The sequence below is a fragment of the Haliscomenobacter sp. genome, from assembly GCF_033763495.1.
Lineage (GTDB): Bacteria > Bacteroidota > Bacteroidia > Chitinophagales > Saprospiraceae > Haliscomenobacter.
In genome coordinates this window covers 1-16,567 of the sequence record NZ_JANRKL010000026.1, presented here as the reverse complement: position 1 = coordinate 16,567, position 16,567 = coordinate 1, and the positions used below count along the sequence as shown (strand labels likewise).

At 48.3% G+C, this 16,567-nt stretch carries 12 protein-coding genes; 6 read left to right on the top strand and 6 right to left on the bottom strand.

Going from position 1 to position 16,567, the window contains the following annotated elements; translation table 11 throughout:
- Positions 1–125: 125 nt before the first annotated feature.
- Complete coding sequence (locus tag SFV55_RS02175; protein WP_320027810.1) at positions 126–818, top strand: LytTR family DNA-binding domain-containing protein; 693 nt, start codon at positions 126–128, stop codon at positions 816–818.
- Between the two features lie 2 nt (positions 819–820).
- Positions 821–1,495, top strand: a complete 675-nt coding sequence (locus SFV55_RS02170; protein WP_320027809.1) for a metal-dependent transcriptional regulator — start codon at positions 821–823, stop codon at positions 1,493–1,495.
- Between the two features lie 35 nt (positions 1,496–1,530).
- Here the strand turns inward: SFV55_RS02170 and SFV55_RS02165 are convergent, their stop codons facing one another.
- Together SFV55_RS02165 and SFV55_RS02160 are read right to left on the bottom strand one after the other, a co-directional pair.
- Entirely contained in the window at positions 1,531–3,021 is a 1,491-nt protein-coding gene (locus SFV55_RS02165; RefSeq protein WP_320027808.1) for a hypothetical protein, read from the bottom strand.
- 86 nt (positions 3,022–3,107) lie between these two features.
- Positions 3,108–4,877, bottom strand: a complete 1,770-nt coding sequence (locus tag SFV55_RS02160; RefSeq protein ID WP_320027807.1) for a DNA polymerase III subunit gamma/tau — start codon at positions 4,875–4,877, stop codon at positions 3,108–3,110.
- Positions 4,878–5,070: 193 nt separating this feature from the next.
- Here SFV55_RS02160 and SFV55_RS02155 point away from each other — a divergent pair, with 193 nt between their 5' ends.
- Together SFV55_RS02155 and SFV55_RS02150 are read left to right on the top strand one after the other, a co-directional pair.
- Positions 5,071–5,937, top strand: coding sequence for an ADP-ribosylglycohydrolase family protein (locus SFV55_RS02155; RefSeq protein WP_320027806.1), 867 nt, complete (start codon positions 5,071–5,073; stop codon positions 5,935–5,937).
- 6 nt (positions 5,938–5,943) lie between these two features.
- Positions 5,944–7,581 carry an NAD+ synthase gene (locus SFV55_RS02150; protein WP_320027805.1) on the top strand — a complete coding sequence of 546 codons (1,638 nt, stop codon included), beginning with the start codon at positions 5,944–5,946 and terminating at the stop codon, positions 7,579–7,581.
- Positions 7,582–7,781: 200 nt separating this feature from the next.
- Here the strand turns inward: SFV55_RS02150 and groL are convergent, their stop codons facing one another.
- Positions 7,782–9,419 (bottom strand): chaperonin GroEL, encoded by a 1,638-nt coding sequence (groL, locus tag SFV55_RS02145; RefSeq protein ID WP_320027804.1) that lies wholly within the window; start codon positions 9,417–9,419, stop codon positions 7,782–7,784.
- A gap of 223 nt (positions 9,420–9,642) precedes the next feature.
- On the opposite strand from groL, the gene SFV55_RS02140 reads away from it, so the two are divergent.
- On the top strand, positions 9,643–11,436 hold the full coding sequence (locus SFV55_RS02140) for an ABC transporter ATP-binding protein (protein ID WP_320027803.1): 1,794 nt from the start codon (positions 9,643–9,645) through the stop codon (positions 11,434–11,436).
- A 143-nt stretch (positions 11,437–11,579) separates the two neighbouring features.
- On the opposite strand, the gene SFV55_RS02135 is transcribed toward SFV55_RS02140, so the two are convergent.
- Together SFV55_RS02135 and SFV55_RS02130 are read right to left on the bottom strand one after the other, a co-directional pair.
- Complete coding sequence (locus SFV55_RS02135; protein ID WP_320027802.1) at positions 11,580–13,370, bottom strand: aminopeptidase P family protein; 1,791 nt, start codon at positions 13,368–13,370, stop codon at positions 11,580–11,582.
- A gap of 127 nt (positions 13,371–13,497) precedes the next feature.
- On the bottom strand, positions 13,498–14,175 hold the full coding sequence (locus SFV55_RS02130) for an XAC2610-related protein (protein WP_320027801.1): 678 nt from the start codon (positions 14,173–14,175) through the stop codon (positions 13,498–13,500).
- A 243-nt stretch (positions 14,176–14,418) separates the two neighbouring features.
- On the opposite strand from SFV55_RS02130, the gene SFV55_RS02125 reads away from it, so the two are divergent.
- Complete coding sequence (locus SFV55_RS02125; protein ID WP_320027800.1) at positions 14,419–15,195, top strand: Fpg/Nei family DNA glycosylase; 777 nt, start codon at positions 14,419–14,421, stop codon at positions 15,193–15,195.
- A 70-nt stretch (positions 15,196–15,265) separates the two neighbouring features.
- Here SFV55_RS02125 and SFV55_RS02120 read toward each other — a convergent pair.
- Positions 15,266–16,567 (bottom strand): aldehyde dehydrogenase family protein (locus SFV55_RS02120; RefSeq protein WP_320027799.1); only part of this gene is annotated, 1,302 nt, incomplete at its 5' end.

The window sequence follows — 16,567 nt, the reverse complement described above, 5'->3', positions numbered from 1 at the left end:
GGCAACTTTTTTTTAGGGCACCTCTTATTGGTCTTTCCATAAACATCTTCTCAGTCTTTAATGTTACCTTTGACATTCTGCGGTTCATATTGTTGTATCCTAATAATACACCTAAGTTCGTTCCCATGCTCAAATGTATAATCGTAGATGATGATCTGATGTCCCGCACTGCAATGGAGAATTTGTGCAAACGTGCGGAAAACCTGGAAGTGGCAGCCAGTTTTTCTTCTGCTGAAGATGCCTTACAGTTTTTGAATGTGGAACAGGTCAACCTGATTTTTTTAGACATCGAGATGCCAGGCCTTAGTGGTATCGAATTTATGGACCGTCTGTCCAGTTTTCCCCACATCATCATTACCTCATCCAAAACAGAATATGCCTTTGAGGCTTTTGAATATCAGGTGATTGATTATTTAAAAAAGCCAATTACCTTTTTGCGCTTCCAACGAGCACTGGAAAAAGTACTGGATGCCGAACGCCGCATTCAAAAGTATAAAGAGGAAGCTAAGGATGTGTACATTCGGGAAGAGGGTAAATTGGTCCGCATCAGCCTGGACGATATCCTCTTTTTCGAAAACCTGGGGGATTACGTGACCATCCGCATTGCCAACGGCAAACGGCACATCATTCACGGTACCATGAAGGGAATTGATTCCAAAATGAAAGATCCACGTTTTGTGAAGGTACATCGCTCCTACATCATCAACCTGGACAAAATCAAAGACATTGAGGAAAACACTTTGGTCATTGCCGAAACCGTTATTCCCATTAGCCGCAGCCACAAACAGGCTTTGCTCAACCGGCTCAACTTTTTATGATCATGGACAATATCTCGTACACCGAGGAGAATTACCTGAAAGCCATTTATAAAATTTCCGAAAATAGTGCGGCCAAAGCCAGCACCAACGCCATCGCTGCGGATATGAACACCAGTGCAGCCTCGGTCACGGATATGATCAAAAGGCTGAATGAAAAAGGCCTGGTACTTTACGAAAGCCGCCGAGGTGTCAGTCTTACCGAAGAGGGAGCCCGCATTGCCACTGCCCTAATCCGCAAACACCGCCTTTGGGAGGTTTTTTTGGTGGATAAATTGCGCTTTTCCTGGGATGAAGTACACGATATTGCGGAGCAGTTGGAACACATCAAGTCGGATGAGTTGATCAAACGATTGGATACTTACTTGGCACATCCCAAATTTGATCCCCACGGGGACCCCATTCCCGATGCTGAGGGCAATTTTACTTTCCGCAAACAAGCACCATTGGCCGAATCAAAAGTAGGGGATAAAGTGATTGTGGTGGGTGTGCAAGATCATGCCCCGGCGTTTTTGCAATACCTGGATCGCCTACACCTGGGTTTGGGGGCAGAACTGGAGGTGCTGGATTTGCACGAGTACGATGAGTCGATGAAGGTACGTTTGGGAAACACCCTGGAAGAAACCCTCTCGCGCAAGGTGTGTGAACATTTGCTGGTGCAGAAACGGCAGAAGGGGTAGTCGAGATTTTATTTGTGGTCTTGTTTTTTAGCACTTCATTTGATCAGGGATGCAATCTGCTCCACAATATACACCAACGACAATCCTCCCTCCTTATTCGGCTCAGTGCCCATTAAAAACACCTCCTCGCCATTGATTTGTCGACAGTGTTGCGGTTCCAGCGTAGCATTGGGACGCAGGTTGAATTTGGATTGTAGTGGTCGCGTTTCGAGGCGTCCAATTTCTTTCATTTCAACCAAAAAAGCGCGGCCAGGCGTATCCGTGCGGATTTTTTTGCCTCGGTCGTCGATTGCACCATTGTTGGGATCTACAAAAATGAAGAAATACTTATCTCCCTGGCGGAAATAAAAGCCAGCGAGGAACCCCTGCGCAACCTCGCCAGGACGGGGTTGTGAAAAGGAAAAAGGAGTGGGTACCATCCGAATGCGTTGCAAGACCATATCCGGTCGAATATCAAGTACCAAGGTGTTGTCTCGCCGACCAGCAATCAATGCATAACTTCCATCTGCATCAGGATGTAATTTACCTAAGTCATAACCAAAGAGGGTGCGGTCGATTTGGCCACGGCTCAAAAATTTATCCTCTGATCCAATGTTCAGCGCAGTAGTGAAGGTTTTTTTATCGATCATGTTCAAACGCTGAATGGTTTGATTCGACTCGGCGGCGATTTTGATCGTAAATAACCCTTTGTACTCGGAAGTTTCGGTTTTACGAAAAAAACCACTCGCTACCATATCACCTTGTTGGTTCATGGAGTAGGCCAGATTCGCCAGGCTATATTCCCCCAGTTCCAATTGAATCAAGTCTACCCGGGACGTTTTACCGGACATCAATAAAATGATTCGTTCGATGTTTTTTTCCTGCACCTGAGTGGTGGCGGTGTATTTCGCAGAGTAATTTTCACCAAAAATAAAGGCGCTGCCATCGTTGCGCATCAAACAGCCGTACACCAAAAAATTGCGGTTGGCGTAGCCCAGGGTGTATTTGCGGGACCAGAGGCTTTCCATTTTTTGGTCAAAAGCCTGAACCAATAAGTTCACCGAATCCTGGGGCGGGCCGATCGGCCAATTGAAAAATATCATTTTGGTGCTGTCTGGCGAAACGCTAAAGCCACAAAATGCATAAACCGAAATAGGGGGGGTGCGCACCTTGCCCAGAGGTTTTACCAGGGTAGTTTTGAGGCTATCTAAAGTCAGTTGGACCAATTCATAGGCGGTACTGCGCTGGGTGGGGTAATAATGTGCGAACAACAAATTGAGCCGATTTCCCCATTTGAATACGGATTCTACCTTGGAGCGGGCACCTTCGGTACGGAGGTTGATCTCGGCAAAGGCCTTTTCGACTCCTCCTTTTCCCAAAATTTGCAGGTGGATGATACCCGGAAATTTGAGGTCATTTTGCCGGATTAAAGCAACGTCACTGCCACCCAAAGGTAGGGCTTCTCGAAACTTGAACTCTGCATTTTGGGCAAGCAACCGGGCAGCAATAAGACAGGACAAAGTTAGAAGTAGGTAGAATTTTTTCATGCTGGGCTAATCATTTCAAATACAGGCTAAAAACCATTCAAAATACGGGACAATAAGCGAAAAATGTATTAAGGTCTTGTTAAAATTTAATCTCCATCGAATCGTAAGCCAAATTTTTCAGCCAAATCCTTGACTTGAGGGTTCTTTTCGTACATCGCCAGCAGTCGCTCCTTGTTGTTGAGTGGGCGGGTAGGTTTGGGCTTTTCGCTTTGTAAGGTTTTTTCCAGCTCAATTTGTAAAACCAGGTCTTTCCGACCAAAAACCTGGCGCAGGTATTCCATCAGATTGCGCTCCTGGCGCAGGGTACTTTCAACCAGACTGGAGCTTACTTTGGCCGTAAGGGTTGGATCAGACCAAGTCAAGGGAATTCCTCTTAAGATATTGCGGGTAGTTTCTTGTTCAACTTTGGTCAGGTAATCGGTCCAGGCTTTTTCAATGTTTTCCTGATGGATTTCCAAACTGGGAGTAGCCTCGGATAATTTGGATTCGGCATGCACCTCAGCCATGAGGTCGTCCAGTCGGCCAATCCGTGGGGTAGCCACCAGATGAGCGGGTGTCTTTGCGCTGGTAGCAGGCACAGGCGATCCGGTGGCGCTTTCCTGCTCTGGCGAAGCGGTGTTGCTTTCTGAAGGGGCACTGCTGCCACTATTTTTGTTGAGGGAGGTAGCAGTTGGAGTTTCGCTACCCTTTTCCGCTGTGGTGCTGGCCTTTAGCTCGGGCTCAGGATTTTTTTTTTCAGCCGCTTCAGTAGAAATGCTCACTGCCCGATTGATGTAGGTCATCTTGATCAGGGTCATTTCTACGTGCAAACGTTTATGGCGGGCCATGCGGTAGTTGATGTCGCAGTCGTTGCACAAATTAAGGGCCGTCAGTAAAAATGAACTTGGTGAGATATGCGCCTGAGTGCGGTACCGTTCCTTGAGGTTGTCGGTCAACTCCAGCAAAGTAAGGGTCTGTGGATCTTTACACATCAACAAATTGCGCAGATGTTCAGCCAGGCCATTGATGAAGATGTCTGCTTCAAAACCCTTATTGAGGATTTCGTCAAAAAGCAGCATGACTTGTGCCAGGTTTTCCACCAAAAGAGCATCCACAATTTTGAAGTAATAATCGTAGTCCAGCACATTAAGGTTGAGGATAACGTCCTCGTACTTGACATGTGTACCCGAATACGAAACGATGCGGTCAAATATCGAAAGGGCATCACGCAAGGCCCCATCGGCTTTTTGCGCAATGACGTGCAGGGCATCTTCGTCCGCCTGAATGTTTTCTTTGCCGCTGATTCCCTGCAAGTGACGCACCATAGAAGGCGCCTGGATGCGTTTAAAATCAAAAATCTGGCAACGTGACAAGATGGTGGGGATGATCTTGTGTTTTTCGGTGGTAGCCAGAATAAAGATGGCGTAACTCGGTGGTTCTTCCAATGTTTTCAAAAAAGCATTAAAAGCTTGTTGAGAAAGCATGTGCACCTCATCAATTATAAAAACTTTATATTTACCTTGCTGTGGTTGAAAGCGCACTTGCTCGATCAAGGCGCGGATGTGTTCCACGCTGTTGTTGGAAGCCGCATCGAGCTCAGTAATGTTGAAAGAAGCGTTGTCGTTGAAAGAAGTACAGGATGAGCAAGTATTGCAGGGTTCTAACTCGGCCCCGGGGTTTTGACAGTTGATGACTTTGGCCAAAATCCGGGCGCAGGTCGTTTTGCCAACTCCACGTGGGCCACAAAATAAAAACGCATGCGCCAGGTGATCATTGCGCAGGGCGTTTTTGAGGGTATTGGTCACATGTTCCTGACCAACGACATCCTCAAAAGTGACCGGACGATATTTGCGAGCCGAAACGACAAAATTACTCATGGAGGCGATTTTGCTGTGCTTCTTGGTAGTGGGACAAAATGAACATTTATCGCCCCTAAACACAATACGCAAACTTACAAAATTTGTGCTGAGCAGGGAAGTTCTTAAGAAGATGAGGAGTAAAAAATTTATTTAGCACTTAGTTTGACTTTTAAACTAAGTTCGTTTAATTTTGAACCATAAAATCAAACTTATGCTGCTGGAAGGCGCCATTGGGGATGCATACGGAGCGGGGTTTGAGTTTGTCTACCGCCTGATTATCCGGCGGCGCAACAAGCTAACGAAATACAAACGGCACCCGTTTTACCGAACCATCTGCGGACACTATACCGATGACACGCAAATGGCGCTGTCACTGGCAGAGCTGATCGTGGAGGGTACCGAATGGACCCGACTCAGTTTGGCCAATAAGTTTGTGGAGGTGTTCAAACGAGACACCCGTCAAGGTTATGCTTTTCGCTTTTTTGGCTTGCTCAAAGAGGTCGCTTCTGGTCAGGAACTCTTGGATCGCATCATTCCAAGTAGTGAACGCAATGGATCGGCCATGCGGGCTTATCCAATCGGTGTATTCCGATCAGAAAAAGAAGTATTGGAAAAGGCAACGCTCCAGGCTCGGATTACCCATGATACCGAGTGGGGGATAAGGGCGGCTCAGGCCATTGCCCTGATTGCGCACTTTTTTTTGTACCAAAGGGGCCATAAAGCAGAATTGATTGCCTATTTGGCCGACTGGCAGGGGGTAAAATGGCCACTGGATTGGCAAGGCGAGGTGCCGATGAAGGGTAAGGAAACGGTCGAAGCAGTGTTGACTCTTTTGCTCAAGGGCGAAAGAATGAGTTCCATCCTTTGGGAAGCAGTAGATTTGGGCGGGGATACCGATACGGTAGCTTCATTGGCGCTGGCCTTGGGAAGTATTTGTCCGGAGATTGTGCAGGATTTGCCCGACTGGACGTTTGAACAACTAGAAAATGGCCCTTACGGGCGCAGCTATATCGAAAACCTGGACCGACAACTGTTGGCACAATTGCCGATTACAGGACACCTCAACAGAAATTTATAAATCACCATGCGTATTGCTATCGCCCAATTCAACGCCCACATCGGCAACTTTGAGGGCAACCTGTCCAAAATGTTACAAATGACGGAAACGGCCAAAGCTCAGGGGGCTGACATCATCTGTTTCCCGGAACTGGCTACTTGTGGATATCCGGCTCGCGACTTTTTGGAATTCGATGATTTTATCCAGCAGGCTGATGCCAGTATTCAAACACTTGCCCGGGCCGCTCAAGGCATTGCCATCGTGCTGGGTTCGCCCACGCGCAACCCCAAAGTGGAAGGCAAGGACTTGTACAACTCGGCCTATTTTCTGGCCAACGGACGGGTAGAATACGTCCAGCACAAGGCTTTGCTTCCTACCTACGATGTGTTTGATGAATACCGTTATTTTCAACCCGCTTCGGAGTTTGGCATTGTAGAATACATGGGCAAACGTATTGCCCTTACGATTTGTGAGGACATCTGGAATGTAGGCAACGAAAACCCGCTCTACACCATTTGCCCCATGGATGAAATGATGCCCTACAAACCCGAGTTGATGATCAATGTATCGGCTTCACCATTTTCTTACGACCACGCACCCGAACGGATCCACGTGATCAGGGCCAATGTGGAGCGTTACCAGGTGCCGATTTTTTACGTCAACCACGTAGGAGGACAAACCGAGTTGTTGTTTGACGGCGGTTCGGTGGTGATGTCGCCCAATGGGAATGTCTACGATGAGATGCCCTTTTTTGAAGAATGTATCCGGGTATATGAGCTGGACAACGTGATGTTGGGGCAAAAACAGGTGGAACTACCCCGCGAAAAAACACCCCTCATGCACGATGCCCTGCTGATGGGAATTCGCGATTATTTTGGAAAACTCGGACTCAAGAAAGCCATTTTAGGCCTTTCGGGCGGGATCGACTCGGCAGTAACGGTCGTGCTGGCTGCGCGTGCCCTCGGAGCCGACAACGTGCGGGTGATCCTGATGCCCTCGCAATATTCCTCCGATCACTCCGTAAACGACGCCCGCAAGTTGGCCGAAAACCTGGGGGTTCAATACGACATCATTTTCATTGAGCCCATGTATCAGGCGTATATGGAAACGCTCAAGCCGCACTTTTTTGGCTTTCCTTTCAACGTGACGGAAGAAAACCTGCAAGCGCGGATTCGGGGCATGCTGGTGATGGCTTTTTCCAATAAATTTGGCCATATCCTGCTCAATACGAGTAATAAGAGCGAAATGGCGGTAGGCTACGGCACCCTGTATGGCGACATGTGTGGTGGTCTTTCAGTACTCGGCGACGTGTACAAAACCGAAGTGTATGAACTGGCCCATTACATCAACAAGGATGGGGAAGTTATTCCGGAAAACTCCATTGTCAAACCCCCTTCAGCAGAACTCCGCCCCGGGCAAAAAGACAGTGACAGTTTACCGGATTATGACATTCTGGATGCGGTACTCTACAACTACATCGAACGCCACCAGGGCCCCAAAGAACTAGTAGACATGGGGTTCGACGACGCGCTGGTGCGCCGGGTACTGCGTTTGGTGAACATCAATGAGTTCAAGCGGCATCAAACTGCGCCAGTGCTACGGGTGTCTTCCAAAGCATTCGGCATGGGGCGGCGGATGCCGATTGTAGGGAAGTACTTGTCGTAGGGGGGGGAGTTACTTTAAGGTTTAGGTAGAAAAAACTAAAGCGACATATTGTTAGCACAAAGGGCTCAAAGAAGAGCACAAAGGACACAAAGTTAGACGTTGATTACGCTTCGCTTAGTGTTCTTTGTGCCTCTTTTGTGTCCTTTGTGCTTAAAATGTCGCTTTGGTGTAACTTAATGATCCAACTGCGAACCAGTTAATTACATGCCGTAATCGTCGTGGTGATGGTGGTGACCACCAGCGCCCGCACTCTTCTTCTCTGGCTTATCGCTAATTGCAGCCTCGGTGGTCAATACCATACCGGAGATTGATGCAGCATTTTCGAGCGCTACGCGGGTTACCTTGGCGGGATCAATCACCCCTGCACCCATCAAATCTTCGTATACTTCAGTGCGGGCATTGTAGCCGTAACCGTTTTTGCCATTGAGTACTTTTTGCAGTACAACGGAACTTTCTGCACCAGCATTTTCAGCAATGTTGCGCAGCGGAGCTTCCAGTGCTTTACGAACAATGTCGATGCCGATGTTTTCATCTTCGTTCACCCCTTTCAGGTTGGTCAAAGCTTTGATGGCACGTACCAGCGCTACACCACCACCTGCTACAATCCCTTCTTCGATGGCTGCACGGGTTGCATGCAAGGCATCGTCTACCCGGTCTTTTTTCTCCTTCATTTCTACCTCGGTAGCTGCACCGATGTTCAGAACGGCTACACCACCCGCCAATTTGGCTAAACGCTCCTGCAGTTTTTCACGGTCGTAGTCGGAAGTAGTGATTTCGATTTGAGAACGGATTTGACCAACCCGGCCTTTCACGGCGTCTTCGGCACCTTTGCCATTTACCACAGTAGTGTTGTCCTTGTCTACCGAGATTCTTTCAGCCTGGCCGAGCATAGTGATGTCGGTATTTTCCAGCGCATAACCTTGCTCCTCGCTGATCACGGTACCTCCGGTAAGGATAGCGATGTCCTCCAGCATGGCTTTGCGGCGGTCGCCAAAACCGGGCGCTTTTACGGCTACCACATTCAATACGGAGCGCAGGCGGTTGACCACGAGGGTACTCAGGGCCGAACCATCGACATCCTCTGCGATGATCAACAATGGACGGCTCATTTGAGAGGTCTTTTCCAGAATTGGCAGGATGTCCTTGACGTTGGAAATCTTTTTATCGTGAATCAGGATAAATGGATTGTCGTATTCGGCGACCATGTGCTCGGTATCGGTCACAAAGTAGGGCGAAAGGTAACCGCGGTCGAATTGCATACCACTTACTTCTTTTACGTAAGTTTCGGTGCCTTTGGCTTCTTCAATAGTAATAACCCCGTCCTTGCTCACGCGTTTCATGGCATCGGCAATCAGTTCGCCAATTTCTTCGTCGTTGTTGGCGGAAACGGCAGCTACCTGTTTGATTTTATTGTAGTCGTCACCTACTTGTTCGGCTTGCTCCTTTAGGTTGGCAACGGCAGCTTTCACCGCTTTGTCGATGCCGCGTTTGAGGTCCATAGGGTTGGCACCCGAAGTGACACTTTTTAAACCTGCGGTAATCAGTGCTTGTGCCAAAACGGTGGCAGTAGTGGTTCCGTCACCTGCCGCATTGGCTGTTTTGGAAGCTACTTCCTTGATGATCTGGGCACCCATGTTTTCGAGTGCGTCTTCCAGCTCTATTTCTTTGGCCACTGTAACCCCGTCTTTAGTGACTTGTGGGGCACCAAACTTTTTTTCAATCACCACGTTGCGGCCTTTAGGCCCAAGGGTTACTTTAACGGCATTGGCTAGTTTATCGATGCCACGTTTGAGTTTTTCCTGAGCGGCATTGCTGAGGGTAATTTCCTTTGCTGCCATAATGGTTTTGATTTTATTTTTCTGGAAGAATGAAGCAAATTGGAGCCCTGTACTGCTACATTGGCTCACCTGCTGTAGTCAAAGGTTGTGCCAAGCACCGAATAATCGAGTAATTTGTCATTTTGGCAGACAGAATGTCAGCCGAGAGGAAACTTTTTCAGTGGAATTGGGGTTCATTGCGCGGAAGCTACCTTAATTTTACTGCCTCGAAATCACTCCTGCTATGTTCAAGTCCATTGCCCGCAATCCCTATATCTCCCTGTTGATTACCTCCTGGAAGTATGCGCGTGAAGAACGTTGGCGTTACTTGATTGTTTATGGCATGTTCATGACGAACAACTTGATTGATGCTTGTATGCCCATTGCCTGGGGCTGGTTCATCAACGAGGTGCAACAAGAGGGGGTGGACGTTTTAAAGTCTCTCTGGATTTATGTTGTGGCTTACCTGGTTTTGCATTTTAGTGGCTGGGGTTTCCACTTTTTTGCCCGGATCATGGAGCGAAGTATCGCTTTTAACCTGAGTCGGAACTTCCTGCAAGAACTGTACCACAAAGTAGTGCACTTAACGGTAAAATGGCATCAGGACAACCACAGTGGTATGACCATTAACCGGGTTCGTAAGGCTTATGAAGCCCTCAAAGATTTTTTCCAAAATGGCTTCATGTACATTCATGCCTTTACGAAGTTCATTTTTTCATTTGCCGCAATGCTTTATTTCTCGCCGTTATTTGGCTCAATTGCCATCGTACTGGGCATTATCGCGGTCTATACCATTTTCAAATTTGACAAGCCCATGATCAAATACCAGCGAGAGACCAATGAGCGGGAACACGCGGTTTCTGCCAACCTGTTTGATAGCCTTTCCAATATTGTTACAGTCATCACTTTGCGGCTGGAAAAACGAATGGAGAGTGGTTTGATGCAAAAAGTGGCCGAAATTTTCCCGCCTTTTCGGCGCAAAATTTGGATCAATGAACTAAAATGGTTCACCGTTGACGGGATTGTAGCCATTATTTATTGTACCATTATCGTTGGCTACATTTATCAAACGTATGTTCCTGGCCAACTTTTTCTCATTGGAGGCCTGGTTACCCTGATGAGTTATGTTCAGCGTTTCACCAGTGTATTCCACGACATTGCCTGGCAGTACAACCAAATTGTCACCCAACATACCGATGTACAAACTGCCAAAAACATCTTTGAGGCCTACGACCAGCAACACCTGCCCGAATCTGCCGGACTTTTGCCACAGCATTGGCAGAACATTCAAATCAATCAGCTCAACTACATCCATGAACTGGAAGGAACCTCTGCTGAAGGTCAGTATCGCCCCGGTTTACACGACCTTAACATCCAAATTGCCCGCGGCAAACGGATCGCCCTCGTCGGCGAAAGTGGCAGTGGCAAAAGTACCTTATTGGCCTTGATGCGGGGCTTGTACCCTCCCAAACCAGGCCTGGAGTTGATGGTTGATGGCAAAAATTACGACAGACTGGAGGTGCTTTCTGATTACATCACTCTTTTTCCCCAGGAGCCCGAAATTTTTGAGAACACCATTGAATACAACATCACCCTGGGCTTGCCCTTCAGCAAGGAAGAAGTGATGAAGGTGTGCGAAACAGCCCATTTTTTAGAGGTGGTTGAGCAATTGCCTTCGGGTCTGGAATCCAACATCCGCGAAAAAGGGGTAAACCTCTCCGGCGGCCAAAAACAAAGATTGGCCTTGGCGCGTGGAGTTCTGGCCGCCAAGGACAGTGACATTATTTTACTGGATGAACCCACCAGCAGTGTTGACCCCAAAACCGAATTGCTGATTTACGAGCGCATGTTCCAGGATTTTTCAGACAAAGCCATCATTTCAGCCCTCCACCGCTTGCACTTACTGGTACATTTCGATTACGTTTATGTGATGGAAAATGGCTACATCGTTGACCAAGGAACTTTTGAATATTTGCGGGAGCATAGCCCCGTGTTTCAAGAGATGTGGAAGCACCAGGAACAGGCAGGAGTAGCTTAAATTGAAGCTTTAATCTGGACTTCAAATTGTATGAAGAACTCAGCGGAGACAAAAAATAAAGCGAAAAGCGAAAAGTAGGTGTGGAATAGTAAAAATTTTTGGCCTAATTCACACCTACTTAAAATTGTAACCCCTAATATTCGCTATTCGCTTATCCTCGCCTTCTCTTTCAACCAATCCAATTCTTCAGTACTCAATAAATCCTGCAAACGCTCCAGCACGGTAGCGTGGTAGGTATTCAACCATTGTTTTTCGGCAGCAGTCAACAAATCCATTTCCACCAATTTCAAATCGATCGGGAACAGGGTCAGGGTTTCAAAACGCAAAAACTGCCCGTATTCACTTTCCTGGTGGGGTACACAGAGGATCAGGTTTTCCACCCGAATCCCGTATTCATTGGGCAAGTAAAAGCCCGGTTCATTGGAGCAAATATGCCCTGGTTCAAGGGAGCAGGTTCCTCTGCTGGTGGTAGCATTGCTGGCAAAACCCTGTGGTGGCTCGTGTACACTCAAGAATGCCCCTACGCCGTGCCCAGTGCCGTGGTTGTAATTCAGGGCGTGTTGCCAAAGGGCTTGCCGCGCCAGGGCGTCCAGTTGCATGCCGTTGGTGCCCTTGGGAAAGATTGCGCTGCTCAGGGCAATCATACCTTTCAAAACCAGGGTGAAGTGCAAGCGTTGCTGGGCAGTAGGTTCACTTAGCGCAATGGTGCGGGTAATGTCGGTGGTTCCGTCGCGGTACTGCGCGCCGCAATCTACAAGTAGGATACCTTCCGTTTTGATGCGCGCCGATCCTGTTTGTGGTGGCCGGTAATGGATGATGGCCCCATTGCCCTGGTAACCGATGATGGCCGGAAAACTTTCACTCACATAATCGGCTTGCTCGGCGCGACAGGCGGCAATTTTTTGGGCAAAATCGTACTCGCTAGGCTGTTCACCCGCCGCCAGACTGGCTTCCAACCAGCGAAAAGCGCGCAGCAGGGCTACACTGTCTTTGCGCATGGCGGATTTGAAGTGGTAGATCTCCGCGTGGTTTTTGATGGCCTTTTGCTGGCGAATCAGGTGTTCACCCTCCTTGATGCGCACCTTTACGAGCATTTGGTACAGGTGCCAGCTACAGGAACCCGGATCGATCAAAATGGTATCGCGGGCACTCAATTCAGCGCAAAAACCATCGATGCCCGTGTACAATTGCACCCGGACTTTATCTTGCTGCAATTGGGTGTAAATATCGGCAGGCACTTTGGCCGAATGAATGAACAGCTGAGCTTCTTCCAAACCCACTATCAGGTAGGCCACAAAAACGGGAGTGTAGCTGACATCACTCCCGCGCAGGTTGAGCAACCAGGCGATGTCTTCGAGGGTACAAACTAAATGCTGGGTGCAGCCCTGGGCCTGCATTTCGGTGCGCAGGGCCTGCAATTTTTCAGCGCGACTCAGGCCGGCGAAATAAGTGTCTTGTTCAAAAACCGGATGGAGGGGCAACGCCGGACGTTCCTCCCAAAGTGGCCCCAACAAATCGAGCTGGGTATCAAATTCAATGCCTTTTTGGGCAAAACGTTTTTCGATGTAGCGCTGCTGCTGGACACTAAAGAGTTTGCCGTCGGCCGCTACCACTGCCCCCGCAGGTAGGTTTTCCACCAACCAGTCGATGTGCTCGGGGGCATGGGGCACTTGTTGCTTTTTGAGTACAAAAGGGCCATCGGCCAACTCCTGCTCGGCCTGGATGAAGTAACGGCCATCCGTCCAAACCTGCGCTTCGGTAGCCGTAATGACCAAAGTGCCCGCTGATCCGGTAAAACCAGACAACCACTCGCGAAGTTTCCAATACTCGGGTACGTATTCGCTTTGATGCGGGTCGTTGCTGGGCACGATGTAGGCTGATATCTCCTGGCGCTGGAGGGCTTGGCGTAAGGCGGCAAGGGCGGAGCGAGGCATGGTGTGTATTTTTGTGGGCTAAAGCTATTGGTAAAAGTTTAGAAAGCGGTGATTGGGAAGGGGATTTTTGTTGATACTGTAAATTGTGGTCAGTGGATTAGACGAGACCCGCCATAAAAAACGCGTACTATTTGCAGACGTCAATGAGCCTTTGACTTTGTTTTTTCCAGGCTTTATTTTTCTCCAAAAGAAAAACACATTTTTCCATCAAGCAGGCACCAGCGTGAGCATAAGTGGTTAGTGTTTTTGTATTAGGATTAATTTTTGAGGGAAAAAAAACTACAGAGTCGGTCAAAAATTGGCTTTTTTTAAACTTTTGGTCATTCCCTTGTAAGTAGAAGTTGTAATAAGGTCCACCATTTCCGCCATTGTCGTTTAGCATCGCAATGTCCTCTAATCCATCAAAATTAAGATCGGCGACAACTATGTCCCCATACATATTGTCTACAATTTCCTTGTTGATATTTTGGCTAGTGGAATAAGACAACACTTCCTTACAATCTTCATAAGTCTCCTTTAAAAATAAAATGGCGGAGAAATGTATACTATCAACCTGGATTTGAGCTGTTTTATCAATCAAAATAAGCCTTACCAGGCAGGAATCCTGCAGGCCATCAAATTTTTTAAATTTGGTGACTTTGAGGTTGAGGTCGAAGGTTGTAGAAATGTTTTTAAAATAACAGGTGCTGTAGTCCATTTTTTTTGCTGAGGGAGGAGTATGAGTCAGCGAATGTTGTGTACAGCGGCATAAACCGATACTTAGACAAGCAAGCCATAAAAGGCAGTTAAAACGCCATTTTTTCATGGGCACTCAGTGTTGTGGTCAAAATCAACACTTAAATAAAACACACTACCGTCCAATTTATTCTGCCCTATGGCTGAGAAAATATAGTTTTAGCTTAACGTGAGTTTTGAATCAATGAGATTGAAAACCCAGACGAGTTTGATTGTCCGGGATTCGTCGAGGAGGAGGGGTTGAGAGAAATTTATTCAGTCCGTTTTAACCTTTTCTTTCAAAGCTTGTTTATCCTCCAAAACCCAAGTACTCATGCCCGAACTCCCCGAAGTCAACACCTTCCAGCGCTACTTCGACGCCAGCGCCCTGCACCAACGCATTCAGCGCGTAGATGTACACGATGATAAAATCATTCGGAATATGGATGGGGCTCAGTTTGCCGAACGGCTACAAGGGCGGAGTTTTACGGGTTCCTACCGCCGGGGGAAGTACCTCTTTGCTGGCTTGGACAACGGCCACCACGTTCTGCTCCACTTCGGCATGACGGGCGACATCAAGTATTATGAAGACGCTCTGGATCGGCCCAAACACGAACGTTTCGCCTTTGTGTTCGACAATGGTTTTCAATTGGGATTTGACGACCCCCGCAAGTTTGCGCGTATTCTGTATCTGGAAGATCTACAAGCCTACATAGAGTCCTTACCACTCGGCGAAGACGCCCTGCGCATTTCTGAAGCTGATTTTCTGGACTTGATCAACACCAAAAAAGGCCAGCTCAAAGCCTTTTTGCTCAATCAACAATACCTGGCAGGTGTCGGCAATTTGTACGCCGATGAGCTCTGCTACCAAACCCGGATTCACCCTGCAGCACGTATCGAAGACTTGTCTCAGGAGGAGAAAAAACTACTTTTCCATACGCTGCAAAAAATCCTCAATTACGCGGTCGAACGCCGTGCTTATTACAAAGATTACCCCGAAGATTGGCTCTGGCAGTGGCGGGTAGAAGGTTTTGTATCCGCCGATGGCAAAGGTGTGGTGAAGAAGGGGACGATTGCGGGGAGAACGACGTATTTTTTGAGTGATAAGTGATAAATGAGGAGTGATGAATTATTCATACTCTTAGGCATCTTGACAATTCATCACTCATCACTCATCATTGCTATAATTCAAATTTTATCCCCTGCGCCAATGGCAGCTGCGTGCTGTAGTTGATCGTGTTGGTTTGTCGGCGCATGTAGGCTTTCCAGGAGTCGGAGCCACTTTCGCGACCACCACCCGTTTCTTTTTCTCCGCCAAAAGCGCCACCAATTTCCGCTCCGCTGGTACCAATGTTGACGTTGGCGATGCCGCAGTCGGAACCCGCGCTGGAGAGGAAAAGTTCAGCTTCGCGCAGATTATTGGTCATGATGGCTGAAGACAGGCCTTGTGGAACCTCGTTTTGGATGGCGATGCCCTCTTCCAGATCGGAGTATTTGAGCAGGTACAAAATAGGGGCAAAGGTTTCGTGGTGAACAATTGCCGCGTCGTGTTTGATTTCTGCTACACAAGGTTTGACGTAACAGCCACTTTCATAACCAGGGCCTTCCAATACGACACCTTGTACCAACATGCTGCCACCTTCTGCTTCGATTTGTTCCAGTGCTTTATTGTAGTTGCGTACTGCAGCCTGATCGATCAGTGGGCCAACGTGGTTGTTTTGATCCAAGGGGTCACCGATGCGCAGCTGGGCATAGGCTTTGGCTAATGCTTGACGCACGGTATCATAAATGCTCTCGTGTACGATCAAACGGCGGGTGCTGGTACAGCGCTGACCCGCAGTGCCGACAGCACCAAACAAGGCACCCGTCAGGACGATATTCAAATCTGAACTTGGCGTCACAATGATGGCGTTGTTGCCTCCCAATTCCAGGATGCTGCGGCCCATGCGTGCAGCTACCATTGCGCCAACGGTGCGGCCCATCCGGGTGCTACCTGTGGCAGAGATCAGTGGAAGTCGTTTATCCTGGGTCATGTATTCGCCGACCCGGTAGTCGCCATTGACGATGCAGGAGACCCCTTCAGGTACATTGTTGTTGCGCAACACTTCATGTAGGATATTCTGACAGGCTACGGCGCAAAGGGGCGTTTTTTCAGAAGCCTTCCAAATGCAGGTATCGCCACAAACGATGGCAATCATGGCATTCCAGGACCATACTGCAACCGGGAAATTGAATGCCGAAATAATCCCCACCACTCCCAGTGGGTGCCATTGTTCGTACATGCGGTGCCCGGGGCGTTCGGAGTGCATACTGAGCCCGTACAACTGGCGGGAAAGACCAACGGCAAAGTCGCAGATGTCGATCATCTCCTGTACTTCACCCAGGCCCTCTTGTAAGCTTTTGCCCATTTCGTAAGAGACCAGTTTGCCCAGCGCCTCCTTGTTTTTGCGCAAGGCCTCACCGTACTGGCGAACTATTTCACC

Coding starts and splice junctions, on each gene's coding strand:
- groL (WP_320027804.1), bottom strand. CDS start 9,419: ATGGCAGCAAAGGAAATTACCCTCAGCAATGCCGCTCAGGAAAAACTC.
- SFV55_RS02170 (WP_320027809.1), top strand. CDS start 821: ATGGACAATATCTCGTACACCGAGGAGAATTACCTGAAAGCCATTTAT.
- SFV55_RS02135 (WP_320027802.1), bottom strand. CDS start 13,370: ATGCCTCGCTCCGCCCTTGCCGCCTTACGCCAAGCCCTCCAGCGCCAG.
- SFV55_RS02125 (WP_320027800.1), top strand. CDS start 14,419: ATGCCCGAACTCCCCGAAGTCAACACCTTCCAGCGCTACTTCGACGCC.
- SFV55_RS02155 (WP_320027806.1), top strand. CDS start 5,071: ATGCTGCTGGAAGGCGCCATTGGGGATGCATACGGAGCGGGGTTTGAG.
- SFV55_RS02165 (WP_320027808.1), bottom strand. CDS start 3,021: ATGAAAAAATTCTACCTACTTCTAACTTTGTCCTGTCTTATTGCTGCC.
- SFV55_RS02175 (WP_320027810.1), top strand. CDS start 126: ATGCTCAAATGTATAATCGTAGATGATGATCTGATGTCCCGCACTGCA.
- SFV55_RS02160 (WP_320027807.1), bottom strand. CDS start 4,877: ATGAGTAATTTTGTCGTTTCGGCTCGCAAATATCGTCCGGTCACTTTT.
- SFV55_RS02140 (WP_320027803.1), top strand. CDS start 9,643: ATGTTCAAGTCCATTGCCCGCAATCCCTATATCTCCCTGTTGATTACC.
- SFV55_RS02130 (WP_320027801.1), bottom strand. CDS start 14,175: ATGAAAAAATGGCGTTTTAACTGCCTTTTATGGCTTGCTTGTCTAAGT.
- SFV55_RS02150 (WP_320027805.1), top strand. CDS start 5,944: ATGCGTATTGCTATCGCCCAATTCAACGCCCACATCGGCAACTTTGAG.